The sequence below is a fragment of the Gordonia crocea genome (assembly GCF_009932435.1).
In the GTDB taxonomy this organism is placed as follows: Bacteria; Actinomycetota; Actinomycetes; order Mycobacteriales; family Mycobacteriaceae; genus Gordonia; species Gordonia crocea.
In genome coordinates this window covers 511,794-535,528 of the sequence record NZ_BJOU01000001.1, presented here as the reverse complement: position 1 = coordinate 535,528, position 23,735 = coordinate 511,794, and the positions used below count along the sequence as shown (strand labels likewise).

Below are 23,735 nucleotides of genomic sequence, written 5' to 3'. Positions count from 1 at the left end.
TGGTCACCGTAGTCGCACCGAGCACACTTGCCCAAGTCCTCGGCACAATGTGACACGCTGGAATGGTGACTGCTTCGACGCACCCCCCGGTTTGCGTACTCGGCCTCGGACTCATCGGGGGCTCGCTGCTGCGGGCGGTGGTGCGCCAGGGACGTCGGGCCTTCGGCTACAACCGCTCGGAAGCCGGGGTGGCGGCAGCCCGCGACGACGGGTTCGACGCCGACACCGACCTCGCCGCCGTCCTGGCTCGCGCCGCAGATTCCGACGCGCTGATCGTCATCGCCGTCCCGGTCACGACGCTCGACGACCTGCTGCCCGTGATCGCCGCGACAGCCCCCGACTGCCTGCTCACCGACGTCGTCAGCGTCAAGGGCCCGGTGGCCGACGCGGTGGCGCGCCTGCATCCGACGGCACGCTACATCGGCGGTCATCCGATGGCCGGTACCAGTCAATCCGGTTGGGCGGCAACCGATCCGGATCTGTTCAACGACGCGATGTGGATGGTCACCACCGAGGATGACACCGATCCCGACGATTGGCGCGCCGTGGCCGAGTTGGCCCTCGACTGCGGCGCCCAGGTCGTACCCGCCGCCAACGACGCCCACGACCGGGCGGTGGCCGCGATCTCACACCTGCCGCACCTGACCGCCAATGCCACGGCCGCGGTCGGCGCCGGCGAGAGCGCGCTGGCGCTGCGCCTGGCGGCGGGCAGCTTCCGCGACGGGACTCGCGTCGCCGGCACCGCCCCGGCGCTGCAGCAGGCCATGTTGGAGGCGAACCAGATCGCGCTCCTGAACACGTTGAGTGAGACGATCGACCGTCTCGTCGCCGCGCGAGACGCGTTGCGCGACACCGGTTCGGTCGCCGTCATCGTCGACGACGGCCACCGGGCTCGTCTCGCCTACGAGCAGGTGGCCTCGGCTCCCGCACCGGCCATCGCCGACGTCGATCCCGGCGCACCGGGGTGGGCTCAAGAGTTGCGCCGCCAGGCCCACCTCGGGCACACCTGGCAGCGCTGACGGGACTGACAGAACTGGCAACGACAGGGGCCCGACACCGTGACGGTGCCGGACCCCTGTGCTGCCGACGTCAGTCGGTCTTGATCTTGAGCTTGCCGTTCTCGAACAGCAGCGGGTAGATCACGCCGCCGATCGCCGCGCCGATGAGCGGCGCGAGCCAGAACAACCACAGTTGCCCGGGGGCACCGTCACCGTTGAAGAAGGCGACACCGGTGGAGCGGGCCGGGTTGACCGAGGTGTTGCTGATCGGGATCGAGATGAGGTGGATCAGTGTGAGCGACAAGCCGATTGCCAGCGGACCGAAGCCCTTCGGCGCACGCGTGTCAGTCGAGCCGAGGATCACGATGATGAAGAAACCGGTCAGAATGATCTCGGCGAGCAGCACCGCCCCGACGCCGTACTTGCCCGGCGAGTGATCCCCGAATCCGTTGGCGGCCATGTTGCCCTCGGCGGTGAATCCGGGCTGCCCCTTCGCGATGACCCAGAGTGCCGTACCGGCGATCAGGCCGCCGACCACCTGGGAGACCCAGTAGACCGGCAGGTCGCGCGCCGACAACCGGCCGCCGATCACCGCACCCAGCGTGACCGCCGGGTTGAAGTGCCCGCCGGAGATGTGCCCGACCGCGTAGGCCATGGTGACGACGGTGAGACCGAAGGCCAGGGCGACGCCGAGGTAGCCGATGCCGACTTCGAAGGTCAAGCCATGATCGGTGTCGCGGGCGATCTGCTTGGCCGCGAAAATCGCGGAGCCACAACCGCCGAAGACGAGCCAGAAGGTGCCGAACACTTCGGCAAGCCCTCGGCGGGTGAGTGATTCGGACACAGGGTCATCCTTTCTCCAAGGAACTGCGGACGACGACAACATATCGCCGACGCGCGACGGTCGCCGGGTTTACGGGCAATCCGCGCGCAACGCCCTAGAGCAAGGTGGTCTGTTCCGGCTGGCCCAACGCGCGTTCGACCTCGGTGCGCAACTCGGCCGCGGAGGCGACGGCCACTCCGCCGTCCTCGATCAGCATCGCGTTGCCCGCCGGCATCTCGTCGGGGTAGGTCATGACCACCAGCGGGCGGCCAAGGCTCAACGCGGTTCGTCCCGCGTCGAGCGACCCGCCCTTCTCGCCTGCCGCGACGACGACGGTGACGGCCCCGAGCGCGCAAATGGTGCGGTTGCGACCCATTGCGTTGTACGCACTCCACCGAGTATCGGGCTCGAACTGCGACAGCAGTGTCACCGAGGGGCCCCCGTCTGTCTGCTCCGCGCGGTCGCCGTCCACCCGGAGGATCCCCTCCGGCGCCACGAGGATCACCGTGCCGCCGGCGCCCGCGGCCGCCTCGGCCGCGGCCGTGTCGACCCCGCGGGCGTTGCCTGCCACCAAGGGCATCCGCAGCGTGGCGGCCAGCGCCCCCACAGCCGCCGCGGCCTTGCGCGCCGCCGCCGACGCATCCCGTGAGCCGCTGACCGCCAGGGACGGCCGGTGCAGCACCTGCGGGTCGCCACGGTAGTAGAGGTAGGGGACGACGGGACGACCGCGAACCGTCAGGCCGGCCGGAAAGTCCCCCGGTTGGGAACACCGCAGGACGCCGACGCCCCGCGCCACGAGCGCCTCCGCACGGCGGGAGATCTCCTCGGCCGCCGACGCGGACAACTCGGCGCGGGCCCGATCCAGGGCGACCGGGTCGGACAGGCCATCCCGGATCTTCGCCGGCGTGCGGAAAGCCGCCGTCGCAATCAGGACGTCTGTCACCGCCTCCACCGACACCGTCAACTCCTCAACGTCTTGGCCCCGGCTATCGCGTACACCTCCGACGCACCGGCCGCACGGGCTGCGCGGGCGACCTCGGTGAAGGTCTGCCCACTCCGGACGACATCATCCACGATGACGCACGGACCGTCGATCCGGCCGGGGATCGACATCGTGTCCGCGAGGTCGACAGTCGTGTCGGCCTTGCGCTCCGGCCGCGGGCTCGACGTCACCGTCACCAACCCGACCCCGGTGAGCATCGCGGCGACCTCCCGCGCCACCATCTCCCCTTGGCTCGACCCGTCGGCCCGATGCCCGGGCACCGCGATGACGGACTTCGCTTGCGCGAGCAGCGGGTTGGCCGTGATCGCGGCGGCCAGCCGACGGGCGAGCTCGGTGCGGGCTTCGGCTCGCTCGCCCGGGCCGTGGTCGCCGTACTTCAGCCGGTAGACCAACCCACCGGTCTCCGTCCGCTCCCACTCCTCGCTCGGCCGGTCGTCGTCGGGAGCGGTGTACCAGTCCAGCGCGAAGCGGCAGACGAGGTTCGGATCATCCCGCCCGCCCGGCCCGACGGTCACCAGGTCACACAGGGAGGCGGCCAGCGCCTCGGCCTCTCGCGGCACCCGGCCCGACCACGTGATGGTCGACGTCCCGTTCTGGTCGCTGTACGTACGGCGCTGGTCGGGGTAGCGGTCCCAGACCAGCTTGCGGGCGGCGAAGTCGCCGGCGATCTCGAGCCGGGCCGTACCGGCCTCCTGCGTGGTCTCAGCCCTGCTCAGCCGCCCCCGCACTTGGCGCCCCGCGGTCGGTGTGCAGGACCACACGACGCCGGTTTTGGGGACGGCGTCGGCAACGACCGCCCGCTTCGGCGCCGGCGCGGGCGCGAACGACGCCCGCAACCGCCGGGCCACCGCGGCCTCGACGGTCGACTCCTTCGACTTCACGTACTCGCCCTGTTCTCGGAGTCGCTCGAGAACCGTCTCGGCACTGACCCCGATCTCGACGGCCAGTTCGTACACGCGTGCTTTTCCTGCCATTGTTCGTTCCTCCTTCGGGTGGTCTCCGTCGTCGGGCCGGTCAGGCCGCGCACTCCAGCGACAGGCCGTCGACGCCGGCGACGACCCGCACGTCGCGCGTGGACGCGTCGGCGAGCAGCGGTAGCAGCTCGCCCCGGATGTTGCGCTTGATGTGGCGCGCACCGAGCGCCGGGTCGAAGCCCGCCTCGGCCAGGCGCCGCACCACATCGTCGTCGTAGTCGATCCGCCAGCCGGCCGACCCGAACCGCTCTGCGGCGCGGGCGAGTTCGGCTTCGCAGATCTCGACGATGGCATCGAGATCCAGCGGTACGAACGGGACGATCGCCGTGATCCGGTTGCGCAGTTCGGGCGGGAACCGCTCGGCGATCGCGGCGAGCTGTTTGTCGGCGCGAAAGCCCCCGGTGGCACCGAATCCGGCGCCTCGGCTCGCGCCGTCGCGAGCGCCGAGATTGGAGGTGAGGATGATGATCGCCTCGCTGAACGACGCGGTTTGTCCCCACCCGTCGGTCAGACGACCCTCGTCGAAGACCTGGAGGAAGGTCTGCCACACCATCGGATGTGACTTCTCGAACTCGTCGAGCAACACGACGCTGCGCGGCCGTTCGATGACCCTGGTGGTGAGCAACCCTTCGGTGCTGCTGTTCTTCCAGGATCGATGATGGCCGATGAGCTTGGCCAATCCGTCTTGCGCGTCGGCGTACTCCGACATGTCCAGCGCGATGAGGGCGTCCGACGACCCGTAGGCCGCCGCGGCGAGCTCCTTGGCCAGCTCGGTCTTCCCGACCCCAGTGGGGCCGGCAAACATCAGCGTCGCGTGTGGGGCGCCGGGTTGGTCCTTCAGGCCGGCCAGCGCCGGGCCGACGAACCTCGCAACGGTGGCGATCGCCTCATCCTGGCCCCGGACCCGCCGCGCCAACCGCCGGGCCAACGCGTTGGCGCCCTGGGGGCGCTCGACTTTCGGCAGGGCGAGGTGGTCGGCCCGGAGCGTGCGGGTCCCTTCGAGCCGGGCTCGGCCGATCGCCTCGTCGATCCGGCGGATCGCCAGGCCCGGGTGCCGTCGAGGCTCAGACGCGTCGGCCGGCGCCAACGCCGCGGTGATCACCTCGCGGTCGATGTCGACGCGGGTCGCTCGGGCGAGGGGCGCGACGGCGTGGGCGACGATGTCCGGGAGCTCGTCGGCGGGAAGCTGGTCGACGGTGACGATGTGAGCGGCGTCGGCCAGCTCGGCGCTGACCTCGTTGAACCGGAAGGTGTGGCGTTCGTCGACGACGAGCAGGAAACGCGCCCCGAATTCCCCGCTCGCCAGCGCCACCTTCCTGGCAAACACTCCGATGTCGAGGTATCGCTCGAAGTCGTCGATCACGATGACCTCGTCGTCCATCTCACCCCGATGGTCGAGGTAGTCGAGCGCCTGGCCCATCTCCTCCTCCAGGTCGCCGGGATCTGGCGCAGCCGCCGCGTCCGGTCGGCGTCGCGGATCGCCGCCGCCACCCCGGCGACCATCGCGCTGCGCCCCGAACCCGGTTTGCCGGCGATAACGACGATGCCGGGCGACGGCCGCAACAGCTGGGCGCCGACTTCTTCGCATTCCCGCCGGCGCAGTGGCTGCGGCTGGGGGCGGACGAGCCGCCCGGGGATGACGGGCTTCGACTCCCACTCTCCCCCGTACCCGTAGCGGGGCCGTCGTGGCCGTCCTGGCCGGCCCAAGATCGCGTCGACACGGTCCCTGCCCGGACTCCATTCCCCGCTCAGGAATCCGTGGTTGAAGATGTAGTCGTCGAAGTGGTGTGGGATGAGGATGTCGGCTTCGAGAAAGTCGGTTCCGAGACTGTCTGACGTGGGCATGGCTGCCACGCTAGGCAGCTCAACCCGGACGGCGCAACCACTATTTGCGCAGGTCAGAGGAGGATTTCCGGGTCTAAACTCATCCCGGCAAATCGAAGATTAGAGGCTGCTCGCCGGACTGGTTTAAAGGGAGTTGAGTTTAGCACACCTTGTCAACCCCCTCGGCGTTATTCAATCGTTACGACATGTTCGAGAGTGGTCCCGCCGCGCGCCCTCCTCCCGTCCCGCGCGAACCCGCCACCAACCATGTCGGCCCGGGGTACGTTGCCCCGCAAGGAGGTCTGATGACGAACAAGGTTTATGTGATCGGCGTCGGGATGACGAAGTTCGAGAAGCCCGGTCGGCGCAAGAACGACGACGGGTCGGACTGGGACTACCCCGACATGGCCCGCGAATCGGGTACCAAGGCATTGGCCGACGCCGGCATCGATTACCGGCGGGTCGAGCAGGGTTACGTCGGCTACGTGTACGGCGAGTCGACGTCGGGGCAGCGCGCCCTGTACGGGCTCGGCATGACCGGCATCCCCGTCGTCAACGTCAACAACAACTGTTCGACGGGGTCGACGGCGTTGTTCCTGGCCGCCCAGGCGATTCGCGGCGGACTGGCCGACTGCACCATCGCGTTGGGCTTCGAGAAGATGAAGCCGGGCTCGCTGGCCTCGACCTACGACGACCGGGCCCAGCCGATGGACAAGCACATCATGGCCATGGCCGCCCTGCGCGACTTCGCGATGCCCGCGGCGCCGTGGATGTTTGCCACCGCCGGCCTCGAGCACATGCGCGAATACGGTTCGACGCCCGAGCATTTCGCCAAGATCGGGTACAAGAACCACCAGCATTCGGTGAACAATCCGTACGCCCAGTTCCAGGACGCGTACACCCTGGCGGAGATCCTCGAGGCCAAGACGATCAGCGAGCCGCTGACCAAGCTGCAGTGCTCGCCGACCTCGGACGGTTCGGGAGCGGCGATCCTCGCCTCGGAACGTTTCGTCGACGAGAACGACCTGGCGGCGCGCGCGGTGGAGATCGTCGGGCAGTCGATGGTCACTGACTTCGAGAGCACCTTCGACGGGTCGGCCAAGGCGCTCATCGGCCACCACATGAATGTGGCTGCCGCCCAACAGGTTTACGACCAGTCCGGCCTGGGCCCACAGGACTTCGGGGTCATCGAGTTGCACGACTGTTTCTCGGCTAACGAGTTGCTGCTGTACGAGGCCCTCGGCCTGTGCGGCGACGGCGAGGCGGCCAAGCTCATCGACAACGACGACACCACCTATGGCGGTCGATGGGTGGTCAACCCGTCGGGCGGGCTGATCTCCAAGGGGCATCCACTGGGCGCGACCGGGCTGGCCCAATGCAGCGAGATCACCTGGCAGCTCCGCGGCGACGCCGACAAGCGCCAGGTACCCGGACTCTCCGCGGCTCTGCAGCACAACATCGGGCTGGGAGGTGCCGCGGTGGTCACCGCCTACCAGCGCGCCGATCGGTGAACACGGTCGACCTGCGTGCGGCGACGGTCGCCGACGTGCCGCTCATCCTCGAGTTGATCCGGGGACTGGCCGAGTACGAGAACGAGCCCGACGCGGTGCACGCGACCGAGGCGCTGTTGGCCCACCAGTTGTTCGGTGATGACCCCGGCGCCGAGGTGGTCATCGCCGAGGTCGGCGGGACCGGCGCCGGCTTCGCCCTCTACTTCCACACCTTCTCGACGTGGGAGGGCCGTCGCAGCCTCTACCTGGAGGACCTGTTCGTCAAGCCGGAGTTCCGCGGCCGCGGCGTGGGCCGCGCGCTGATGGCACACCTGGCCGCGACCGCCGTGCGCCGCGGCTGCGCCCGCTTCGAGTGGTCGGTCCTCGACTGGAACGCCCCGGCGATCGGTTTCTACCGGGCGTTGGGCGCCGTCGGGATGGACGGCTGGACCGTCCAGCGCCTCGACGGCGCAGCCTTGGCCACCCTGGCCGCGTCCGCGCCGGCGAGCACCGGATAAGGAAACCTAGAAGGCGTTCGGCCCGAAGCGCATGACCGCGACGAAGGCGGCCAGCGCGAACAGCCCGATGTTCGCCGGCACCTTCGACGCTTCGCCGCGGCGCAGGTGGACGATCGCCGCGAGCACCATCGTGACCGCCAGACAGGTGGCGGCGATCGGCACGAGGATCGGGGCGATGTTCACCGCCGCGGGCAGGACCAGGCCGATGCCGCCGAGCACCTCGGCCCACCCGATGAACTTGACGGTGCCATCGGAGAAGTCCTCGACCCACGCCATGTTCTCGGCGAGCTTGGCCTTGGGCTGGGTCGCCTTCAGCAGCCCGGCCGCCAGAAACGCGACGCCGAGGACGATGGCGACGATCCACAGTGCGATGTTCATGAGGTTCCTTTCAACCCGCGAACTTGATGGTTCAATAACCATGCCACAAGTGGATTTGAAGCTTCAAGTTCAAGTCTCTACGCTCATGTCATGACAGCCGCCCCCGACGACACACCCTGGCTCACCGAAGGAGAACGAGCCGCCTGGCTGGCCGTCGCCGCGCTGATCATCAAGCTCCCCAATGCCCTCGACGGGCAGCTCCAAGCCGACCACGGGTTGAGCTTTTTCGAGTACATGGTCCTGGCCGTGCTCTCCGAGCAGCCCGACCGCACCCTGCAGATGAGCGACATCGCGTCGGCCACGTCGTCGTCGCTGTCACGGCTGTCGCATACCGCGAAGCGCCTCGAGAAGCAGGGTTTGCTGCGCCGCGAACGGGTTCCCGGACCGGGCCGGCGCACCGCGGCGATCCTGACCGACGCCGGCCACACCAAAGTCGCCGAGGCCGCCCCCAGCCACGTCCGCCGGGTGCGCGAGCTCCTCGTCGACGCGGTCACGCCAGACCAGCTGCGCACGCTGAACGACGTCGGCCGCACCGTGATCGAACGGATCGACCCGCCGGGGTCGGCCTGCCCAGCCAACGACGACACGTGCCGGACTCGAGTGCAACAATAGTTGCGTTACTCTAACTTTAGTTGGAGGTCTGTCTGGTGCAGTTGAACAAGCCATTCGCCACGGTGACGCCGACGTTAGACGGCGACGTCCTCGCCATTCTCGCGCGTGCCGATGCCGCCTTCACCGTCAGTCAGATCCAGCGCGTCCTCGAATCGGCATCGGGCGAAGGCATCCGCAAGGTCGTGAATCGCCTCACCGCCCAGGGAGTGGTCCTGCGCGATCGCGCGGGAAGGACGAACACCTATCGGTTCAACACCGAGCATCTCGCCGCAGAACCAATCAAAGCACTGGCACGCCTGCACGCTGCGTTTCTGGATCGACTCGAGCAGACACTGGACGAATGGAGTTCAACACTGCGCTATGCCGCCGTATTCGGATCAGCAGCAACCGGCCGAATGACCGTCGACAGCGATATCGACCTGCTGCTGGTCCGTGCCACCGTCAGCGATGACAACGCCGACGACGAGTGGGATCGACGGGTAACCGAACTCGCCCGACTGGTCACGCTGTGGACCGGCAACGATGCCCGCTTGGTCGAGCTCACCGAGGATGAAATCCACGCGGCGGCCGCTGCCGATGAACCGCTGCTTCGGGACGTGGCACAACAAGGTTTGACAGTCGCCGGGACCCGAACCTGGCTGAGCACCCAACTGCGTCCGGCGGCTCGGCGACCCTGATGGCTGGGCAACGAAGCTGCGACGCCACCGTCATCGCGGGGCGCATGTCCAAGGCGAATGAGTTCTTCGACGCCGCCGACCACCTCGGCGAGGAGATGCCGAACGCTGCCGGCGACTTGTATGTCGATGCGGGTATTGCAGCCGCAGATGTGCTCTGCTGTGTGCGCCTCGGCGTGCATTCCAACTGGAACAAGAAAAGTCCCGCATCGTCGATGCGGGACTTTTCTGAGTGCGCCCGTAGGGATTCGAACCCCAAACCTTCTGATCACGAACGCGTGTTCTAGTGGGTGTGGCTGGCGGTGTGTGGTGTCGTTCAGTGCAGTTCAGGGGGGTTACGGATTTCGGGTGGTTCGGTTGGGTGCGGCTATTCCCGCCCGTTTTAGGTGGGTAAAAGGTGGGTGATCGGCCCCTGGAACGACGAAGAGCGCCCCGCTTCCTCAGTCGAGGTTGCGGGGCGTGTCGTCGATGATCTGTTTGGCGGCCAGCACGACGAGGATGTCTTCGACGGTGGGCGCATCAGCGGGGACCACGATGTTGTCGTAGGTGGGGTCGTACAGGTCGTCGGGCATGCGGGCGAGGGTACGCCCGATCTGGTCCAGGGAAGCGTGAAATCGGCCCGACCCTCGATGTGAGGGTCGGGCCGGATCGTGCTGGTGGAAGCGTCGCTCCAACACTTGACGTTGCCTACTTAATGAGGTAATGTGAGGGTTGTTGAGGGACAGTCCCTCAACAGGAAGGGGAAGATGGAATGGATGGATAGAACGCTAACGGTGGCAGCACTGATAGTTGGCCTCTACGGCATCTACCAGAACCGCAAACCTCGATACCGAGGCAAGCACCGCCGCTAGCAGGAGAAGGGGAGACCGGCCCGTAGCTGCCGGGTCGGTCTCCCCCTCCATCCACCATCTTCCCTCACCAACCAAGGAGGACGCAATGCCGAAAGGATCCGCCGCAATCAGCATCAGCTTCGCGCTGGCCGTCATCGCCGTAAGCCTGGCCATCGCGGACGGCCGGCACATCGAAGCCGTCATCGCCGCAATCGCATGGATCGGGCTGTTCGCGGCATGGCTGGTCGTTGCACGAAGGTCGTCGGATGATTCGCTACCTGACGCGTAACGAGGTTGCCGATCGGGTGGGGCTCGCCCCCGGCACGATCAACGCCTACGATCGGCGCGGCTACCTACCTGAGCCGGACGCGAAGATTGGCCGGGTCAATGGCTGGCTGCCGGAGACGATTGACGAGTGGAACCGTAACCGGCCGGGCCGGGGCGCGAGGACTGACCTTTACCCCAAGAAGGCGACGTGCCCACAGGAGACGTAATACAGTCGTTACCCTGCTCTCAGGAACCGGAGATAGGCTTTGAACCATGACGACACCACCCACGAACCCCAAGAATCGCCGCCGCGCGTTCCTCGTGGGCGTGGGCTCCCTGATCGATCTTCGGGGTCTCGCAACGTACGAGGCGATGCAGGATCTTCAGCCCCTGCCACGTCGGAGGACGATCACGGAAGCGTCCTCGGAAGTGGCCTCGACGATGTCGGCGACCCTGAAGTCGTTGACCGCATCGCGAGCATCGTATTAGCCCGGGTCGAACAGAATCTCCATGTCCACCTCAATGAGTTAGACCAGCTCGCCCCGGAAACCGTTGAGCAACTGCGCATACTGCGTGAGTCTGCACCTGAGGTGTATCAGATGTGGGTGCGCACCACGGAGCAGAAGCTCAATGACGACAGCATCAATGGCCGGAGGCTGGTCCGGCAGCCATACCGGCTCGCTTCACTGGGCCAGATCCTCGGGTTGGTCGCTGTGCTTGGTGTGCTCGTGCTGGCTGGCTACGCGGTGCACGCAGGGAGTCCGATCTTGGCCGGGGTTCTTGGTGTCGTCGACATCATCGGCTTAGCCGCTGTCTTCAATGGGAACAACAATTCCCGAGAGCGCCGAGAGCGGGCGCGCTAGCGGTGTCTGGCGAGGTCGTCGCGTAGTCGGGTCAGATACGTTCCGCCGCCGACCCGGGCCGTGCCGTAGCGGGCGCGGCGCGCGCACCGACCTGCAGAGTGAATGGTCGGTGGTGGATCCGCTGGTGCCGACCATGATCTTGGCGACCGGCTTCGTAACCGAGCCGCTGGTGGCGACCTCGATCCCGGTGACGGCTTTCGAGACGGAGCTGCAGAGGACAAGACGCCGGACGGGTCTCATGCGACAGTCCGGCCTGCGTTTACGCCTGGCCGGACTGATGTCGTTCGGGTGTCTCGGTAAACGACTGGCTTGCGGACGGCCGATTTCTCGGAAGTGGTGGCCTAGTCCTCGGCGTCGTCGTAGTCTGGATCGTCGGCAACGGCCTGTCCCGACTCCTGGAGCGCGATTGCGAGTTGGAGCACTTCCTCAGCGACAGTTCGTGACGGCGGGACGTAGCACCGCTCAGTGATGGCGACAGCGAGGATCGGGCAGCCCCGACCGTCACCGCGTTCGAGCCGTGGTACGAGCTTGCCGAAGTTCGACGTCGTGGACGTGCCGAGCGGATCGTTGGCCATCTTGCCCATGCGGGTATGCCAGAGCGTGTATTCCGCGGGCACGTCGACGGCCTTGACCTCGGCGATGAGATCGCGTACGAAGTGGCGGAAGTCGCCGCCGACGCGGGTGAGGATCACGCCCATGTCGATCACTCCGCCCTCATGCAGCGAGACGTAGTTGCCGAAGTCGCGGTCGAGATTGCCGTCCTTAGGGTTCCACTCAACGTCGAGAACCGCGCGGTCGAGGACGTTGTCGATTTTGTGTCCGCCGTATTCGTTGCGGGTCTCGATGACGTACTGCTTCTCCGGGGTGTCGGCAGAGGTCCACGGGAACACTGTCAGCTTGGTGATGAGATCCTGGTCGAACCGAGCCTCGCGCCAGCCGCGGACTCGAAAGGCCTCGTCGAGTTCACGGGCCACGACGGTCTTGCTGCCGCCGGGAGTGGTCAGCTTGTCGAGGGTCAGTTCGAAGCCGTCCAGGACGTCAATCATGTCCTGGAAGGCCTGCGGAGTGGTGGTGCGCATGACCGCCGCGGCGTTGCGAGTCTCGCGGACGTCGTAGCGGTCGAGCACGCTGGCCGGGAACGTCTCGGCCCAGGATTCGGTGAGCTGCATGCCTCCAATACTGCCGCACCTTCGCTCGGAAATGCGGCAACGTCGTACTCAAACGTGAGCAGCGACTTTCTTCGCCGGAGGTTTCTTCGCAGTCGGCGCTTTCGCGGTGGTCTTGGGTCGGCCCCTGCCTCGCAACTCCACGCCGCCCTTATCGAGCAGTCCGCGCACGCGCTGGATCGAGTATCCGGATTTGTCGACAAGCTCGTTGATGGACGATCCGGCGGCGTATTCCTCGGCGAGGATCTGTGCCATCCGATCGGCCAACCACGGGCTCATCCGCTCGTGCGGCTCAAGCGATGGGAAGTTCTCGATCGCACCTCCGGAGTAACCCTTATGCGCTTGCCCTTTGGGCTCGACCTCGGCGTCGGACTCGTTGCCCCAGGCCGACCAGCCCGGCCGAGCGTAGCGGGCGAACATCTCCAGGTACGGGCCGGGAGAGCAGCTCTCGATGAGGTCGTACTGCTCATCGGGTTTGCGGGAGTGCTCGCGCTTGCGGGTCTCGATCATGTTCACCGTCGATCGAGCAGGCGGCAGCGTCCGCATCGAGCCTTTGACGCCGAACAGGATCGGCTCGGTGACGTTGCGGAAGTAGAACCCGACGCCGCGACCGTCGGGGCCGCCGTCCTTGCGCCGCTTGGCCCAGATGACGTTGGAGACGTAGCGGAATCCCCACGACTGCAACACGTCTATGCCTTCGAGTAGCAGCGCGTTGGGGACCCAGAGGTACAGGTGGGCGTTCTTCGCGGTGACGTCGCCGACGGGCAGGGCCTTGATGGATTCAAGGTCCATCGTGCCGTAGCGGTCCAGGCGGCGGTGTTCAGGAGCAACCTTGCCGGTACGGTTGGCGAACCGCCACGGGGGGTCGGCCAACACGGTCTGGAAGCCGCCGTCGATGGTCGGCAGGGGCGTTATGTCAGGGGTCTGCGGCAGAGTGTCGATCGTCGGGGTCATAGAAAAGATCCTATCAGCAAAAGATCTAATCCTTGGCATTAGATCTTAGGGCGCGTCTCTACACGTGGGCGCTCCGCCTGGCCCGTCTCGACCCGATCGAAACCGCCGAGCTCGAGCACCGACTCGGGGATGAATGGAGGGTGGCATGACCGACGAGGACCGTGCACTGCTGGATTTCGCTGACAGGTGGTGGCGGACCGCTGGCGCCCAACACGACGCCATCACCCGCGAACTCGGCATGACGCCGACCCGCTACTTCCAGCGGTTGAACGCCCTGCTGGACGATCCGGCAGCGTTGGCGCACAACCCAGCATTGGTGCGGCGGCTGCAACGTGTCCGTGCTCAACGCGACACCGGCCGCACGGCGCGTCGTACACTCGGCTGATGGGCAGGCCGACACTCCCTTTGGGCACGTGGGGCAAGATCACCCGCACCCAAGTCTCCGACGGCCGCTGGCGCGCCAGGGCACGCTACCGCGACTACGACGGCCACACCCGGGTTGTCGAACGCTACGGGGCATCGGGAGCCAAAGCCGAACGCACCCTCATCGAAGCCTTGAAAACCCGGTCCAAGGTTCGTGCCGCCGATGCTGACATCACCCGCGACACCCGGCTCGCCGACCTCGCACAAGCATGGCTCCAAGTACGGGAGAAAGACGGACTCGCCCAAGCAACACTCGACCTATACGCCCAAACCGTGAACGTGCACATCACCCCCGGTATCGGGCAAGTCATGGTCGGTGAAGCCACCGTCGGAGTGTGCGAACGGTTCGTGAGCACCAAGACCGGCACCGTCGCGAAACGATGCCGCATGGTCCTGACCGGCATGATGCAGCTCGCCGCCCAACACGATGCGGTCGACCGCAACCCCGTGCGGGAAACAACCGCGGTCAACCTCGGCAAGAAGACCCCGAAGGCTCTCGACACCGCCACCCTCGCCGTCTACCGGCACCGTGTCGCGGCGTGGTGCGCAGCCGGCTCCGGGGGCCGACCCCGCGACACCGACCTACCGGATTTGGTGGAGGTGCTGATCGGCACCGGTGCCCGCATCAACGAGGTGCTGCCGATCGAGTGGGCTGACCTGCATTGGGGTGGGGACGGGGATGATCCGGCGACCCTGGTCTTGCACCGCTCCAAGTCCCCGGAGGACGAGTTCGTGGTGGTGCTACCGGACTTCGCTGTGAAGGCTCTGCGGAGGCAGCGCAAGCGTAAGCATCCGGGGGCGCTGGTGTTTCCGTCGCACAGTCTGACGGTGAGGGCGTCGCGGAACGTGAATCGGCAGTTGCGGGAGGCCCGTAACTTCACCGGTGACGGGACGAAGGCGAACCCGGATTTGTCGTGGGTGACGCCGCACACGCTGCGGCGGACGGTGGCGACGGTGGTTGCCGAAGCGTTGGGGGATGAGGCTGCGGCCGGCCAGTTGGGGCATTCGTCGCCGACGGTGACGCGCAAGCATTACATCGATCGCCGGTGGGCGTCGGATGTGACGGGGGTGCTTGATGGGTTGGCGCCGGTCCGTGGAGTTTCCGGTGGGTTTTCGGTGGGTGAGCTGTCCTAGCACCCCCCAAATAGAAGAACCGGCCCCCACCTTGTGCAGGTGGGGGCCGGTTTCTTGTGTGCGCCCGTAGGGATTCGAACCCCAAACCTTCTGATCCGTAGTCAGATGCTCTATCCGTTGAGCTACGGGCGCGAGCCTTGTTCAATTGTGCCGCACACGAAGTGCAGTGGCGGAGGCGAGAGGATTTGAACCTCCGGTCCGGTGTTGGCCGGACAACTCATTAGCAGTGAGTCCCATTCGGCCGCTCTGGCACGCCTCCTGGTGCGGAGTCCTTTCGAACTGCCGAACACGTAGGTTACACACCTGATGCGACGGGGTGCAAACCACCTGCTCGTTGGCGCGACCGATACGCTGGTGGGGTGACCCCGCGACTGCGCCCCGACCTGGACGACCTGCCCGTCTACGTACCGGGAAAGACCTATCCCGGCGCGATCAAGCTGGCCAGCAACGAGGTCACCTTCGGCCCGCTGCCCAGCGTCGCATCCGCGATCGCCGATGCGGTGTCGAGCATCAACCGCTACCCCGACAACGCGATGGTCGAGCTGACCGAGGCCCTGGCCAAGAAGCTCGGCGTGACCTCGACGGAGGTCCAGGTCGGCTGTGGGTCGGTGACGCTGTGCCAGAACCTGATCACCGTCACCTGCCGCCCCGGCGACGAAGTCCTGTTCGGTTGGCGCTCCTTCGAGACCTATCCGATCGCGACGCGGATCGCCGGCGCGACGCCCGTCCAGATCCCCCTCGACGACGGGCTCGGCTACGATCTCCCGGCGATGGCGAAGGCCGTCACCGACAAGACCCGCCTGGTCTTCATCTGCAACCCGAACAACCCCACCGGCACGGTGGTCAGCCGCGACGATCTCGTCGCCTTCCTGCGCGCGGTACCCGACGACCTCGTCGTCGCTCTCGACGAGGCCTACATCGAGTACACGAGGCTCGGCGCCGCCCAGGACTACGACGCCCTCGAATTGCGCCGAGAGTTCCCCAACCTCGTGGTGCTGCGGACCTTTTCGAAGGCCTACGGGCTGGCCGGGTTGCGCGTCGGCTACGCCGTGGCCGACCCCGCGGTGATCACCGCACTCGGCAAGGCGCACATCCCCTTCTCGATCAACACCCTGGCCCAACGCGCCGCGGTCGCCTGTCTGGCCGCCGACGACGAGCTCCTGGCCCGCACCGACGCCGTCGTCACCGAGCGCGTGCGCGTCACCGCCCAGTTGCGCACCCTGGGCTACCGGGTGCCCGAGTCTCAGGCCAACTTCGTCTGGCTCGACCTGGGCAGCGAGGCATTGCCGTTCGCGCAGGCGAGTACCGAGGCGGGGGTGATCGTCCGCCCGTTCGACGGCGACGGTGTCCGCGTCACGGTGACCGAGGTCGATGAGAACGACGCGTTCCTCGCGTTTGCCGCCGACTGGGCCCGCCGCCGAGGCTGAGACCGATCCGCGTCGAGCGAGCTCAGAGACCGCGGGAGACGGTGGCCCAGGCGAGCGGGAGGTCCTGGCGCCAATACGGCCAGCTGTGCGTGCCGATGAGCCGGAAGCCGTCGGTGTAGGCGATGCCGGCCTGGCGCAGCTGAACCGCGAACTCCAGCGAGCATCGGTAGGCACCCAGTTCCAGCGCCGACCCCGAGGCGTTGACCGCCTCCTGCGGCATGTCGTCGCCCGTGCGCGGCGCCAGGTCGAGCGGGCCGATCGCCCCGGAGCCCGCAGACAGGAACAGGTGCTTGCCCCGCAACGCGTCGAGGTGCATCACCGGGTCGTGGGCCCGCCACGACCGCGACCCGGGCGGACCCCACATGTTGTTGGCGTCGCCGCCCGTCTTGGCGACGGTGGTGCGGACGTAACCCTGGTTCAACGGCCCCGAGACCGGCGGGCAACCCGAGAGGGAGGCGGCACCGGTGTAGAGCTGCGGGTGCCGGGCGATGAGGGTGTAGGCCGCCTGCCCGCCCATCGACAGCCCGATCAGCGCGTTGCGACCGGTGCCGTTGAACTGCTTGTCCACCAGGGGCGGCAGTTCGCGGGTCAAGAAGGTCTCCCACTGCGGCTTGCCGAGCTTCGGGTCGCGCTTGCGCCAGTTGGTGTAGAACGTGCCGGCTCCACCCATCGGCAAGACGACGTTCACGTTCTTGTCGGCGAAGAACTGCCCGGCCCGGCCCTTGGTGATCCAGTCGCTGACGCCCTTGGTCGCGCCGGCACCGTCGAGCAGGTACACCGTCGAGCGCGGACCACGGTCGGCACGAGGGGTCAGCACCGAGACCCGGATGTTCTTTCCCATCGACGGCGAGGCGACGACGATGTCGGTCCGCAGCGCGCTCAGCTTGTACGACTTGGAGATCCTGGCCTTCGGGGACGCCGAGGCGACTGCGGGCAGCACGACGCACGCCGCCGCGGCAAGCGCCGCGGCAAGCAGTGAACTGGCCACTCGTCGCACGGGAGGATTCCTCCAAAAGGGGGATGGATTTGCTGAGGTCAAGGGTACCGGCGAGTCACCGTCGACTGAAGTCCACAACGCAAATTCTCAGTCAATGTGTGGATACGGTTGTGTTACGTTCCGGTGGCACCATGGCCGGGGTGGGCGACTACTGGAATCACAACACCGCTTACCACCGATGGATCGTGTCCGTCGCGAACCGCACGAACGCGACAGCCGTCTTGGACGTCGGATGCGGCGACGGCCTGCTCATGCAACGGCTGGCGCGGGCGGGAACCAGCGTCTGGGGCATCGAGCCCGATGCCCGCACTGCGCAGCGCGCACGAGCACGCCTGCAGGACGTTCCGCACACCCACGTGGCCGAGTCCGACTTCGCCTCTTACGATCCGGGCGACCAGCTCTTCGACCTGATCACCGTCGTCGCGACCCTCCACCACATGGACCTGCAGTCTTCGCTGGCGAAGGCCAAGTCATTGCTTCGCCCCGGCGGGACGCTCATGATTGTCGGTCTTGCCCGCAACGGGTCGGCTGTCGACTGGTTGCTGGCAGGGCTTTCGCTGCCGTTGGTCTGCCTCGGATCGTCCCTCCACGGGGAGATCCGCGACATCGGTGTGCCCGTCGCCGAGCCGGTCGAGACGATGGACGAGATCCGGGCGCTCGCCGGCAAGCTGCTTCCCGGTGTCCGGATCAGGCGAGGGCTCTACTACCGCTACCTGCTGTCCTGGACGCGACCGGCACCGAGGGCGGAGCGCTCATGGTCGATACGATGACCCGGTGAGCACAGACCACCTCGGCAAGCACGAATTCGCCTTCGTCGCGCAGGTGCCGGTCCGCTGGTCGGACATGGACGCCTTCGGGCACATCAACCATGCGCGCATGGTCACCCTGATGGAGGAGGCGCGGGTCGAGTGGTTGTTGTCGGCCGGACCGGAGTACCAACCGCTGATCAAGAGCGCGATGATCGTCCACGTCGACATCCGCTACCAAAGCCAGCTCCGCCACGGCGACACCCCGCTGCAGATCGGGATGTGGATCAAGAAGTTCCGCTCCGTCGACTTCACCATCGGCTACGAGATCCGGGCGAAGGATGCCGACGTCGAGAGCAAGCCGGCCTGTGTGGCCGCCACCCAGATGGCCGTCGTCGATATCGAGGCGCACACCCTGCGACGCCTCACCGACGAGGAGAAGCGCTACCTGGGCCTCTGGTCCAGGGGCTGATCGGGTTCGTAGCGCTCGGGTAGCTGCGGCGGCGGCGCCATCCCCAGCGCGGTGGCCGGCGAAATGCGGGCGATGTTGCCGGCCAGCACGTCGCGGTAGATGCGCAACTGCTCTTCCCCGGCCCGCACCTGCTGGGTGAGGCGCTGGGAGTTGTCGGCCGACAGCTCCCGGCTGCCCGACCGGGAGACCAGATCGAAAATGCGGTCGTCGATCGACGTCGCACGGTCGTATTCGTTGAGCAGACGCAGCTCGACGGCCGCCGAATCCATCACGTGCGCGACCTCGGCCAGCGCCTGGACCCGCCCGATGAGCTGGCTCCACACCGGCCGCAGCTCGTGTTCCTTCGCCGCGATGTGGTCGACGAAGGCCTGGTCGAAGGCACCGTTGCGCATCGCCCGGTCGAGATCGACGCGCACGGAGCGGAGCGCGACGATATCGGCCGCGATCTCGGCGACCTCGGCGTGGAGGTTGACCTGGCTGCGCTGGACCTCGAAGTGCTCCGAGCGCCACGCCGGGCTCGCCTGGATCTTGTCGTAGTACTGGCCGGCGACGTAGAGCAGCGTCTCGTAACCGTCGATGAACGCCATATGTTGCGGGGCCGGCTGCTGCGCGGGGGCGGGTCGGTCGGCGAGGGTGTCGCGCGCCCACTGCTCGACCTGCGGACCCATGGCGCGCATAGCCAGGCCGCCGACCGCCCCGGCGATCCGGCTGAACGCGGCTCCCCCGGCGCGCCGCACGTACCCGCCGGCGTTCACGTCCGGGGTCGGCGTGTGCAGCAACCCGTCGAACAGCTGTTCGCGCGCCTCGATCTCCAGGTAGACGCCCTCCCGGCGCTCGCGGCGGATGGCGCGGGTGCCCCCGGCGTACACGCCCTTACCGATGACGAGCTGCTTGCGGGCGTCGTCGCGGCGGCGGACCAGGCCGTTGAGCCGGTTCTGCAAGCCCGTCCGCACCATCGCCGGCAGTACCGGGTTCGCGAGCTGCGCCTCGATCTGACCGGTGCTGCGCTGAAGCCGTCGCAGATTCTCGAATCCGTCGGTCAGGGTGGGCATCGGCAGCCCGAAGGTCAGCCGACGGACGATGATGTCGCGGGGCTCCGCCGAGACGAATCCCGCGGCGATCAGAATCGCCGCGTGCTCCGAGAGTTCCCGTCGGGGTCCGGGCACCTGCGCAGTCTCGGTCCATCGCCGGATGTCGGCGGCAGACGCGGCGGGCGGGACTCGGTGGCTCATGCTGCCAATACTACCGAGTCGCGACGGTGCTGTTCCGGCGCCAAATCGGCCGGGTCACCCGGTGCAACGCCCAGGCCAGGGGGATCGAGAAGGCCGTCGTGACCGCGAAGGCGACCACCGTGGACCCGGTGGCCAGCACCCGGTACCCGAGCAGGTCCATCACGAACTCCAGCACGATCACGTGGACACAGAAGAACTCGTAGGAGATCTCGCCGAACCACACAGTCGGCCGACTCGCCCACAGCCGCGACCACCAGTCCATCCCGCCGTTCGCACCGACGACGGCGAGGGGCGCGATAAACCCAAGGGAGACAACGAGATACAGGATGTGCTTGACGATCGTCTGCCCCGCCGTATCGGGGGCCATCGTCGCCCCGCCGGCCGCCCCGATCCCGGAGACCAGGAAGGCCGCGGCGCCGATCACGACCCACCACCCGGTCCGGATCCGCGACATCAGCGGCACGCACACCGCCAGCACCATGCCCGCGACGAACCACCAGAAGAAGGTCGGCGGCCAGATCCGCGCGGACAGGTCGACGTCGGATCCGACGACGGCGAAGATCCACAGCGGTGAGACCAACGCCACCCCGACCAACAGGCATAACAGCAGGTCCGGGCGCCACCGGCCGCGACAGACCGCGACGCCGAGCAGCGCGATCGGCGGCAACACGAGGTAGAAGGACACCTCGGCGACCATGCTCCACATCTGGGTCAGCCCGGTGTGCTGGTGGCCCAGCCCGAACACCTGGGTAAAGGTCATGTGCCGGACGAACCCGTCCCACCCCGACCCGTAGTCGGTGGGGTTCTCACGTACCAGGAACACCAGGTAGACCCCGACGACGGTCAGCCAGTAGGCCGGCAGGACCCGGCGCGCGCGGTGGGCGAAGTAGGTCCGCACCGACACCGGGGTCGCCTCGGGTCCGCGGCGCAGCCGACCCACCCAGGTCGAATAGAGGAGGTACCCCGACAGGACGAAGAAGATCGTCACGCCGATCTCGAATCGGGCGCTGAGCCGCCCCTCGTAAGTGTCGCGGTAGTGCCCGGTCCAATACGCCGCATGGGTCAGGCACACCGACAGCGCGGCGAGCGTGCGGATACCCGTGAGCGCGGGGACGCGTGCGGCCATGCGCCGATCCTGCCACGTCGGCCAAGCCTCGGTGCCGATCACGGCCACGTCTCGGTTTGGTGTCCGCACTGGCGGTCACCGACGCGCACCCCCATACTTCTCGTGTTACTGAAGTGACGCGTGTGACTGGGGATGCGACGCGTCGAGGAGAGGCCGGACCAAGTGCTCAACCCCTTCATGCGGATCGGCGTCGCGGTGGCGACGACGCTGACCGCCGGCCTGACCATCGGTATCGCCGTCGCCGACGGAGCTCCGCCACCCCCGCGACCACACGGCCCGAAGGCCGGGCCACCGCCTGCGATCTCCCGGATCGTGTCGGTGACCCCGTTCAAGGGACGTGAACGGTTGCGGGTGTTCTCCGCGGCGATGGAACGCGAGGTCGTCGTCGACCTGCAGCGGCCGACGGAAGCGCCCCGCGACGGCAAGCCCGCCCGGCCGCGGCCCGGTAAGCGCCCGACGATCTACCTGCTCGACGGCGCCGAGGCCCACGACACCGAGTCCGGCTGGTACTCCGAGACCCAACTCGGCGAGATCGCATCGAAGACCGACGTCAACGTCGTGACCCCCGTCGGCGATCCGCACAGCTACTATACCGACTGGAAGTCCGTCGATCCCGGCATGGGCAACAAGAAGTTCATGTGGGAGACCTTCCTGACCCGCGAGCTCCCGCCGTTGCTGGCCAAGCAGTTCGGCTCCACCGGCCCCGCGGCGATCGCCGGCGCCTCGATGGGCGGACTGGCCGCGCTGACGCTCGCGACCCGCTTCCCCCGCCAATACCGGGCGGTCGGCGGATTCAGCGACTGCGCGAACGTGTCCAGCCCGGAGAACCAGTTCCTCACCCAGTGGGACATCAGCCGCGGCGGCGGCAACTCGATGAACATGTGGGGCAAGTTCGACGACCCGCAGTGGCGGGCCCATGACCCGTTCGTCAACGCCGCGCGGTTGCGCGGCACCACGGTCTACCTCTCGGCGGGCAGCGGCATGCCGGGCCGCTACAACAAGGTGGCCGCCGACCCGCTGGACACCTCCATCAAGGGGGCCTTCCTCGAGTTCGGCAGTGCGGTGTGCACCGGGCGGATGACCGCCGCGCTCAAGAAGCTCGGCATTCCGTTTCACGGCAGCGTGAAGGCCTCGGGCACGCACCGCTGGGAGTACTGGCGCGACGAGTTGATCATCGCCTGGCCGATCCTGATGAAGGCGATCGGCGCCCGCATCACCGGCCCGTTGCCACCCGCGCCGGAATCACGGCTCGCCGACGCGTTCGGCTCGGCGGGCAGCTGACGGCGCGAACCCGCGGCTCCACACCTCCCGGATCGCGACACCGAGCAGCGCCAGCCCGAACAGGATCCACCACGAAAAGCGGTGGCCGCCGACACCGCCGTGCCCGGCGACGAGGACCGCGTAGCCGCCGAGCAACGGTGTCACGACGGTGATCGCACCGGTCGGCCAATCGCGCCCCAACCAGGCCTGCGCCAGCGCGGCCAGCACGGTGACCGCAAGCGCGACGACGGTGATCGTGGCCAGCGTGTTGAGCGCGGCGAACCCGTCGTCGGGAATCCCCGTTGCCGAATCGGTCAGCGGGACGTACGCGGTCCAGCCGAAATCCTCGGCGGGCAGGTAGTCGGCGTAGCGCCGCGGTATGCCGCCGCCGTCGACACTGCGCCGGAATAGGCAGGCCACCACGAACACCCACCAACCGACGTGCCCGACGATCCGGATCCGCGCCATGGCCGCGCTAGCTGTTCTAGGCGTACTCGATTCCCCCGCACTCATTCCCCCGGCAGTCATTCTCCCAGCGTAGCCGGGTCAGCGCCCCGAAGCGTAAGGCAGCAAAGCCATCTCGCGCGCGTTGCGGATCGCGGTCGCCACCTGCCGCTGTTGCTGCGGGGTGAGGCCGGTGACGCGGCGGCTGCGGATTTTGCCCCGGTCGGTGAGGAACTGACGCAGCAGCGCGGTGTCCTTGTAGTCGATCACCGGTGCGACCCCGGTTTTCTCGCGCAGCGCGTCGAGTTTGTTTGGGACTTTCTTGGCGGGCGCCGACGACCGCCGCTGGATGGATTTGCCCATCGGAGAACCTCTTTCGATTACCAGCTGGACTTGTGGATGCCGGGCAGCTCGCCGCGGTGGGCGAGTTCGCGGAACCGGACGCGGGACACCCCCGCCTTTCCGATGAAGCCGCGGGGACGTCCGTCGATGGCGTCGCGGTTGCGGACCCGCGTCGGGCTCGCGTCGCGCGGCAGGGCCTGCAGCTTGCGCCGCGCCTGTGCGCGCTCCGCGTCGGAGGCACCGGCGTCGGCGATGATCGCCTTGTACTCCGCCCGGACCGGGGCATACCGCGCGACGGTCTGCTTGCGCCGCTCGTTGGCGATGACCTTCGATTGCTTCGCCATCAGCGCTCCTCCCGGAAATCGACGTGGCGTTTGACGATCGGGTCGTACTTGCGCAGCACCAGCCGATCGGGGTCGTTGCGCCGGTTCTTGCGGGTCACGTAGGTGTAGCCGGTGCCGGCCGTCGACTTGAGCTTGACGACGGGGCGCAGGTCGGTGCTCGCCATCAGACCTTCTCCCCCCGGCCGCGGATCTCGGCGACGACGGCCTCGATGCCGCGGCGGTCGATCGTCTTGATCCCCTTGGCCGAGACCCGCAGCGTCACGTAGCGGTCCTCGCTGGGCAGGTAGAAGCGACGGCGCTGGATGTTCGGGTTCCATCGCCGCGACGTCCGCTTGTGCGAGTGCGACACCTGCTTCCCGAATCCCGGCTCGCGGCCGGTGACCTGACAACGTGCTGACATATGCAGCTCCTCTT

30 protein-coding genes, 2 tRNA genes and 2 pseudogenes are annotated in these 23,735 nt (G+C 67.4%); 15 read left to right on the top strand and 19 right to left on the bottom strand.

Annotated elements, in window-relative coordinates; genetic code table 11:
• The first annotated feature begins 62 nt into the window (after positions 1–62).
• Positions 63–1,019, top strand: coding sequence for a prephenate dehydrogenase (locus tag nbrcactino_RS02475; RefSeq protein ID WP_161925926.1), 957 nt, complete (start codon positions 63–65; stop codon positions 1,017–1,019).
• A 70-nt stretch (positions 1,020–1,089) separates the two neighbouring features.
• Here nbrcactino_RS02475 and aqpZ read toward each other — a convergent pair whose 3' ends face one another.
• The 5 genes and pseudogenes from aqpZ to nbrcactino_RS02450 all read right to left on the bottom strand — a co-directional run bounded on the left by aqpZ (position 1,090) and on the right by nbrcactino_RS02450 (position 5,643).
• Positions 1,090–1,842, bottom strand: coding sequence for an aquaporin Z (aqpZ, locus tag nbrcactino_RS02470; RefSeq protein ID WP_228460642.1), 753 nt, complete (start codon positions 1,840–1,842; stop codon positions 1,090–1,092).
• Between the two features lie 94 nt (positions 1,843–1,936).
• Entirely contained in the window at positions 1,937–2,764 is an 828-nt protein-coding gene (locus tag nbrcactino_RS02465; protein ID WP_161925924.1) for a DNA-processing protein DprA, read from the bottom strand.
• A gap of 803 nt (positions 2,765–3,567) precedes the next feature.
• Positions 3,568–3,798, bottom strand: a pseudogene (locus nbrcactino_RS18555) (translation initiation factor IF-2 N-terminal domain-containing protein); the annotation flags it as partial.
• A gap of 40 nt (positions 3,799–3,838) precedes the next feature.
• The gene (locus tag nbrcactino_RS02455; protein ID WP_161925922.1) at positions 3,839–5,218 is read right to left on the bottom strand and encodes an AAA family ATPase; all 1,380 of its coding nucleotides are present in this window, start codon (positions 5,216–5,218) and stop codon (positions 3,839–3,841) included.
• Positions 5,158–5,643 (bottom strand): hypothetical protein, encoded by a 486-nt coding sequence (locus nbrcactino_RS02450; protein WP_161925921.1) that lies wholly within the window; start codon positions 5,641–5,643, stop codon positions 5,158–5,160. Before nbrcactino_RS02450 ends, nbrcactino_RS02455 begins: the two co-directional genes overlap by 61 nt.
• Before the next feature lie 284 nt (positions 5,644–5,927).
• Here nbrcactino_RS02450 and nbrcactino_RS02445 point away from each other — a divergent pair, with 284 nt between their 5' ends.
• Together nbrcactino_RS02445 and nbrcactino_RS02440 are read left to right on the top strand one after the other, a co-directional pair.
• Positions 5,928–7,133 carry a lipid-transfer protein gene (locus nbrcactino_RS02445; RefSeq protein WP_161925920.1) on the top strand — a complete coding sequence of 402 codons (1,206 nt, stop codon included), beginning with the start codon at positions 5,928–5,930 and terminating at the stop codon, positions 7,131–7,133.
• A complete protein-coding gene (locus nbrcactino_RS02440) occupies positions 7,130–7,630 on the top strand; it encodes a GNAT family N-acetyltransferase (RefSeq protein WP_161925919.1) in 501 nt (166 codons plus the stop codon). The genes nbrcactino_RS02445 and nbrcactino_RS02440 overlap by 4 nt, the downstream gene beginning before the upstream one ends.
• A gap of 6 nt (positions 7,631–7,636) precedes the next feature.
• Here nbrcactino_RS02440 and nbrcactino_RS02435 read toward each other — a convergent pair whose 3' ends face one another.
• Positions 7,637–8,008 carry a DoxX family protein gene (locus nbrcactino_RS02435; protein ID WP_161925918.1) on the bottom strand — a complete coding sequence of 124 codons (372 nt, stop codon included), beginning with the start codon at positions 8,006–8,008 and terminating at the stop codon, positions 7,637–7,639.
• A gap of 90 nt (positions 8,009–8,098) precedes the next feature.
• Here nbrcactino_RS02435 and nbrcactino_RS02430 point away from each other — a divergent pair, with 90 nt between their 5' ends.
• The 3 genes and pseudogenes from nbrcactino_RS02430 to nbrcactino_RS02420 form a co-directional block, all read left to right on the top strand.
• A complete protein-coding gene (locus nbrcactino_RS02430) occupies positions 8,099–8,620 on the top strand; it encodes a MarR family winged helix-turn-helix transcriptional regulator (RefSeq protein ID WP_161925917.1) in 522 nt (173 codons plus the stop codon).
• 35 nt (positions 8,621–8,655) lie between these two features.
• Positions 8,656–9,297 (top strand): nucleotidyltransferase domain-containing protein, encoded by a 642-nt coding sequence (locus nbrcactino_RS02425; protein WP_161925916.1) that lies wholly within the window; start codon positions 8,656–8,658, stop codon positions 9,295–9,297.
• Positions 9,297–9,512 (top strand): annotated as a pseudogene (locus nbrcactino_RS02420) (hypothetical protein); the annotation flags it as partial. The gene nbrcactino_RS02425 and the pseudogene nbrcactino_RS02420, both read left to right, overlap by 1 nt.
• Positions 9,513–9,734: 222 nt before the next feature.
• Here the strand turns inward: nbrcactino_RS02420 and nbrcactino_RS18325 are convergent.
• Complete coding sequence (locus nbrcactino_RS18325) at positions 9,735–9,866, bottom strand: hypothetical protein (RefSeq protein ID WP_267130392.1); 132 nt, start codon at positions 9,864–9,866, stop codon at positions 9,735–9,737.
• A gap of 364 nt (positions 9,867–10,230) precedes the next feature.
• Here nbrcactino_RS18325 and nbrcactino_RS02415 point away from each other — a divergent pair, with 364 nt between their 5' ends.
• From nbrcactino_RS02415 to nbrcactino_RS02405, 3 genes are read left to right on the top strand one after another with little or no spacing between them, the layout of a single operon-like run.
• On the top strand, positions 10,231–10,413 hold the full coding sequence (locus nbrcactino_RS02415; RefSeq protein WP_161925915.1) for a hypothetical protein: 183 nt from the start codon (positions 10,231–10,233) through the stop codon (positions 10,411–10,413).
• Positions 10,391–10,618: a helix-turn-helix transcriptional regulator gene (locus nbrcactino_RS02410; RefSeq protein WP_161925914.1), complete on the top strand. Its 228-nt coding sequence runs from the start codon at positions 10,391–10,393 to the stop codon at positions 10,616–10,618. The genes nbrcactino_RS02415 and nbrcactino_RS02410 overlap by 23 nt, the downstream gene beginning before the upstream one ends.
• A gap of 39 nt (positions 10,619–10,657) precedes the next feature.
• A complete protein-coding gene (locus nbrcactino_RS02405; protein ID WP_161925913.1) occupies positions 10,658–11,254 on the top strand; it encodes a hypothetical protein in 597 nt (198 codons plus the stop codon).
• A 341-nt stretch (positions 11,255–11,595) separates the two neighbouring features.
• Here the strand turns inward: nbrcactino_RS02405 and nbrcactino_RS02400 are convergent, their stop codons facing one another.
• On the bottom strand, positions 11,596–12,423 hold the full coding sequence (locus nbrcactino_RS02400; RefSeq protein ID WP_161925912.1) for a BglII/BstYI family type II restriction endonuclease: 828 nt from the start codon (positions 12,421–12,423) through the stop codon (positions 11,596–11,598).
• A gap of 48 nt (positions 12,424–12,471) precedes the next feature.
• The gene (locus nbrcactino_RS02395) at positions 12,472–13,374 is read right to left on the bottom strand and encodes an MT-A70 family methyltransferase (protein WP_161925911.1); all 903 of its coding nucleotides are present in this window, start codon (positions 13,372–13,374) and stop codon (positions 12,472–12,474) included.
• Between the two features lie 145 nt (positions 13,375–13,519).
• Between nbrcactino_RS02395 and nbrcactino_RS02390 the strand changes: the two genes are divergently transcribed.
• The gene (locus tag nbrcactino_RS02390; protein ID WP_228460641.1) at positions 13,520–13,759 is read left to right on the top strand and encodes a DUF3263 domain-containing protein; all 240 of its coding nucleotides are present in this window, start codon (positions 13,520–13,522) and stop codon (positions 13,757–13,759) included.
• On the top strand, positions 13,759–14,931 hold the full coding sequence (locus tag nbrcactino_RS02385; RefSeq protein ID WP_161925909.1) for a tyrosine-type recombinase/integrase: 1,173 nt from the start codon (positions 13,759–13,761) through the stop codon (positions 14,929–14,931). Before nbrcactino_RS02390 ends, nbrcactino_RS02385 begins: the two co-directional genes overlap by 1 nt.
• A gap of 59 nt (positions 14,932–14,990) precedes the next feature.
• Here the strand turns inward: nbrcactino_RS02385 and nbrcactino_RS02380 are convergent.
• Positions 14,991–15,063: transfer RNA gene (locus tag nbrcactino_RS02380), tRNA-Arg, on the bottom strand.
• Positions 15,064–15,098: 35 nt separating this feature from the next.
• A tRNA-Ser gene (locus nbrcactino_RS02375) sits at positions 15,099–15,190 on the bottom strand.
• A gap of 100 nt (positions 15,191–15,290) precedes the next feature.
• On the opposite strand from nbrcactino_RS02375, the gene hisC reads away from it, so the two are divergent.
• On the top strand, positions 15,291–16,358 hold the full coding sequence (gene hisC, locus nbrcactino_RS02370; RefSeq protein ID WP_161925908.1) for a histidinol-phosphate transaminase: 1,068 nt from the start codon (positions 15,291–15,293) through the stop codon (positions 16,356–16,358).
• Positions 16,359–16,380: 22 nt separating this feature from the next.
• Here hisC and nbrcactino_RS02365 read toward each other — a convergent pair whose 3' ends face one another.
• On the bottom strand, positions 16,381–17,346 hold the full coding sequence (locus nbrcactino_RS02365) for an alpha/beta hydrolase (protein ID WP_371864462.1): 966 nt from the start codon (positions 17,344–17,346) through the stop codon (positions 16,381–16,383).
• 140 nt (positions 17,347–17,486) lie between these two features.
• Between nbrcactino_RS02365 and nbrcactino_RS02360 the strand changes: the two genes are divergently transcribed.
• Both nbrcactino_RS02360 and nbrcactino_RS02355 read left to right on the top strand, forming a co-directional pair.
• Positions 17,487–18,125, top strand: a complete 639-nt coding sequence (locus tag nbrcactino_RS02360; protein WP_161925906.1) for a class I SAM-dependent methyltransferase — start codon at positions 17,487–17,489, stop codon at positions 18,123–18,125.
• 4 nt (positions 18,126–18,129) lie between these two features.
• Positions 18,130–18,573 (top strand): acyl-CoA thioesterase, encoded by a 444-nt coding sequence (locus nbrcactino_RS02355; RefSeq protein ID WP_161925905.1) that lies wholly within the window; start codon positions 18,130–18,132, stop codon positions 18,571–18,573.
• Here nbrcactino_RS02355 and nbrcactino_RS02350 read toward each other — a convergent pair.
• Together nbrcactino_RS02350 and nbrcactino_RS02345 are read right to left on the bottom strand one after the other, a co-directional pair.
• Positions 18,546–19,805, bottom strand: a complete 1,260-nt coding sequence (locus tag nbrcactino_RS02350) for a hypothetical protein (protein ID WP_161925904.1) — start codon at positions 19,803–19,805, stop codon at positions 18,546–18,548. The two genes, nbrcactino_RS02355 and nbrcactino_RS02350, sit on opposite strands and share 28 nt — an antisense overlap.
• A 10-nt stretch (positions 19,806–19,815) precedes the next feature.
• Positions 19,816–20,931: an acyltransferase family protein gene (locus tag nbrcactino_RS02345; protein WP_161925903.1), complete on the bottom strand. Its 1,116-nt coding sequence runs from the start codon at positions 20,929–20,931 to the stop codon at positions 19,816–19,818.
• A 162-nt stretch (positions 20,932–21,093) separates the two neighbouring features.
• Here nbrcactino_RS02345 and nbrcactino_RS02340 point away from each other — a divergent pair, with 162 nt between their 5' ends.
• Positions 21,094–22,212, top strand: coding sequence for an alpha/beta hydrolase (locus nbrcactino_RS02340; protein ID WP_228460640.1), 1,119 nt, complete (start codon positions 21,094–21,096; stop codon positions 22,210–22,212).
• Here nbrcactino_RS02340 and nbrcactino_RS02335 read toward each other — a convergent pair.
• The 5 genes from nbrcactino_RS02335 to rpmB all read right to left on the bottom strand — a co-directional run bounded on the left by nbrcactino_RS02335 (position 22,174) and on the right by rpmB (position 23,721).
• Positions 22,174–22,659: a hypothetical protein gene (locus tag nbrcactino_RS02335; RefSeq protein ID WP_228460639.1), complete on the bottom strand. Its 486-nt coding sequence runs from the start codon at positions 22,657–22,659 to the stop codon at positions 22,174–22,176. The two genes, nbrcactino_RS02340 and nbrcactino_RS02335, sit on opposite strands and share 39 nt — an antisense overlap.
• A 78-nt stretch (positions 22,660–22,737) precedes the next feature.
• Positions 22,738–22,998, bottom strand: a complete 261-nt coding sequence (rpsR, locus tag nbrcactino_RS02330; protein ID WP_161925902.1) for a 30S ribosomal protein S18 — start codon at positions 22,996–22,998, stop codon at positions 22,738–22,740.
• Between the two features lie 17 nt (positions 22,999–23,015).
• Entirely contained in the window at positions 23,016–23,321 is a 306-nt protein-coding gene (rpsN, locus tag nbrcactino_RS02325; protein ID WP_161925901.1) for a 30S ribosomal protein S14, read from the bottom strand.
• Positions 23,321–23,485 carry a 50S ribosomal protein L33 gene (rpmG, locus tag nbrcactino_RS02320; RefSeq protein WP_161925900.1) on the bottom strand — a complete coding sequence of 55 codons (165 nt, stop codon included), beginning with the start codon at positions 23,483–23,485 and terminating at the stop codon, positions 23,321–23,323. The genes rpsN and rpmG overlap by 1 nt, the downstream gene beginning before the upstream one ends.
• A complete protein-coding gene (gene rpmB / locus nbrcactino_RS02315) occupies positions 23,485–23,721 on the bottom strand; it encodes a 50S ribosomal protein L28 (RefSeq protein ID WP_161925899.1) in 237 nt (78 codons plus the stop codon). Before rpmB ends, rpmG begins: the two co-directional genes overlap by 1 nt.
• Positions 23,722–23,735 lie beyond the last annotated feature (14 nt).

Bases quoted from the DNA above. Each gene is read 5' to 3' on its own strand.
- nbrcactino_RS02475 (WP_161925926.1), top strand. From the start codon at position 63: ATGGTGACTGCTTCGACGCACCCCCCGGTTTGCGTACTCGGCCTCGGA.
- nbrcactino_RS02455 (WP_161925922.1), bottom strand. From the start codon at position 5,218: ATGGGCCAGGCGCTCGACTACCTCGACCATCGGGGTGAGATGGACGAC.
- nbrcactino_RS02450 (WP_161925921.1), bottom strand. From the start codon at position 5,643: ATGCCCACGTCAGACAGTCTCGGAACCGACTTTCTCGAAGCCGACATC.
- nbrcactino_RS02445 (WP_161925920.1), top strand. From the start codon at position 5,928: ATGACGAACAAGGTTTATGTGATCGGCGTCGGGATGACGAAGTTCGAG.
- nbrcactino_RS02435 (WP_161925918.1), bottom strand. From the start codon at position 8,008: ATGAACATCGCACTGTGGATCGTCGCCATCGTCCTCGGCGTCGCGTTT.
- nbrcactino_RS02430 (WP_161925917.1), top strand. From the start codon at position 8,099: ATGACAGCCGCCCCCGACGACACACCCTGGCTCACCGAAGGAGAACGA.
- nbrcactino_RS18325 (WP_267130392.1), bottom strand. From the start codon at position 9,866: ATGCCCGACGACCTGTACGACCCCACCTACGACAACATCGTGGTCCCC.
- nbrcactino_RS02415 (WP_161925915.1), top strand. From the start codon at position 10,231: ATGCCGAAAGGATCCGCCGCAATCAGCATCAGCTTCGCGCTGGCCGTC.
- nbrcactino_RS02410 (WP_161925914.1), top strand. From the start codon at position 10,391: ATGATTCGCTACCTGACGCGTAACGAGGTTGCCGATCGGGTGGGGCTC.
- nbrcactino_RS02400 (WP_161925912.1), bottom strand. From the start codon at position 12,423: ATGCAGCTCACCGAATCCTGGGCCGAGACGTTCCCGGCCAGCGTGCTC.
- nbrcactino_RS02395 (WP_161925911.1), bottom strand. From the start codon at position 13,374: ATGACCCCGACGATCGACACTCTGCCGCAGACCCCTGACATAACGCCC.
- nbrcactino_RS02390 (WP_228460641.1), top strand. From the start codon at position 13,520: ATGACCGACGAGGACCGTGCACTGCTGGATTTCGCTGACAGGTGGTGG.
- nbrcactino_RS02385 (WP_161925909.1), top strand. From the start codon at position 13,759: ATGGGCAGGCCGACACTCCCTTTGGGCACGTGGGGCAAGATCACCCGC.
- nbrcactino_RS02360 (WP_161925906.1), top strand. From the start codon at position 17,487: ATGGCCGGGGTGGGCGACTACTGGAATCACAACACCGCTTACCACCGA.
- nbrcactino_RS02350 (WP_161925904.1), bottom strand. From the start codon at position 19,805: ATGAGCCACCGAGTCCCGCCCGCCGCGTCTGCCGCCGACATCCGGCGA.
- nbrcactino_RS02345 (WP_161925903.1), bottom strand. From the start codon at position 20,931: ATGGCCGCACGCGTCCCCGCGCTCACGGGTATCCGCACGCTCGCCGCG.
- nbrcactino_RS02335 (WP_228460639.1), bottom strand. From the start codon at position 22,659: ATGGCGCGGATCCGGATCGTCGGGCACGTCGGTTGGTGGGTGTTCGTG.
- rpsR (WP_161925902.1), bottom strand. From the start codon at position 22,998: ATGGGCAAATCCATCCAGCGGCGGTCGTCGGCGCCCGCCAAGAAAGTC.
- rpsN (WP_161925901.1), bottom strand. From the start codon at position 23,321: ATGGCGAAGCAATCGAAGGTCATCGCCAACGAGCGGCGCAAGCAGACC.
- rpmG (WP_161925900.1), bottom strand. From the start codon at position 23,485: ATGGCGAGCACCGACCTGCGCCCCGTCGTCAAGCTCAAGTCGACGGCC.
- rpmB (WP_161925899.1), bottom strand. From the start codon at position 23,721: ATGTCAGCACGTTGTCAGGTCACCGGCCGCGAGCCGGGATTCGGGAAG.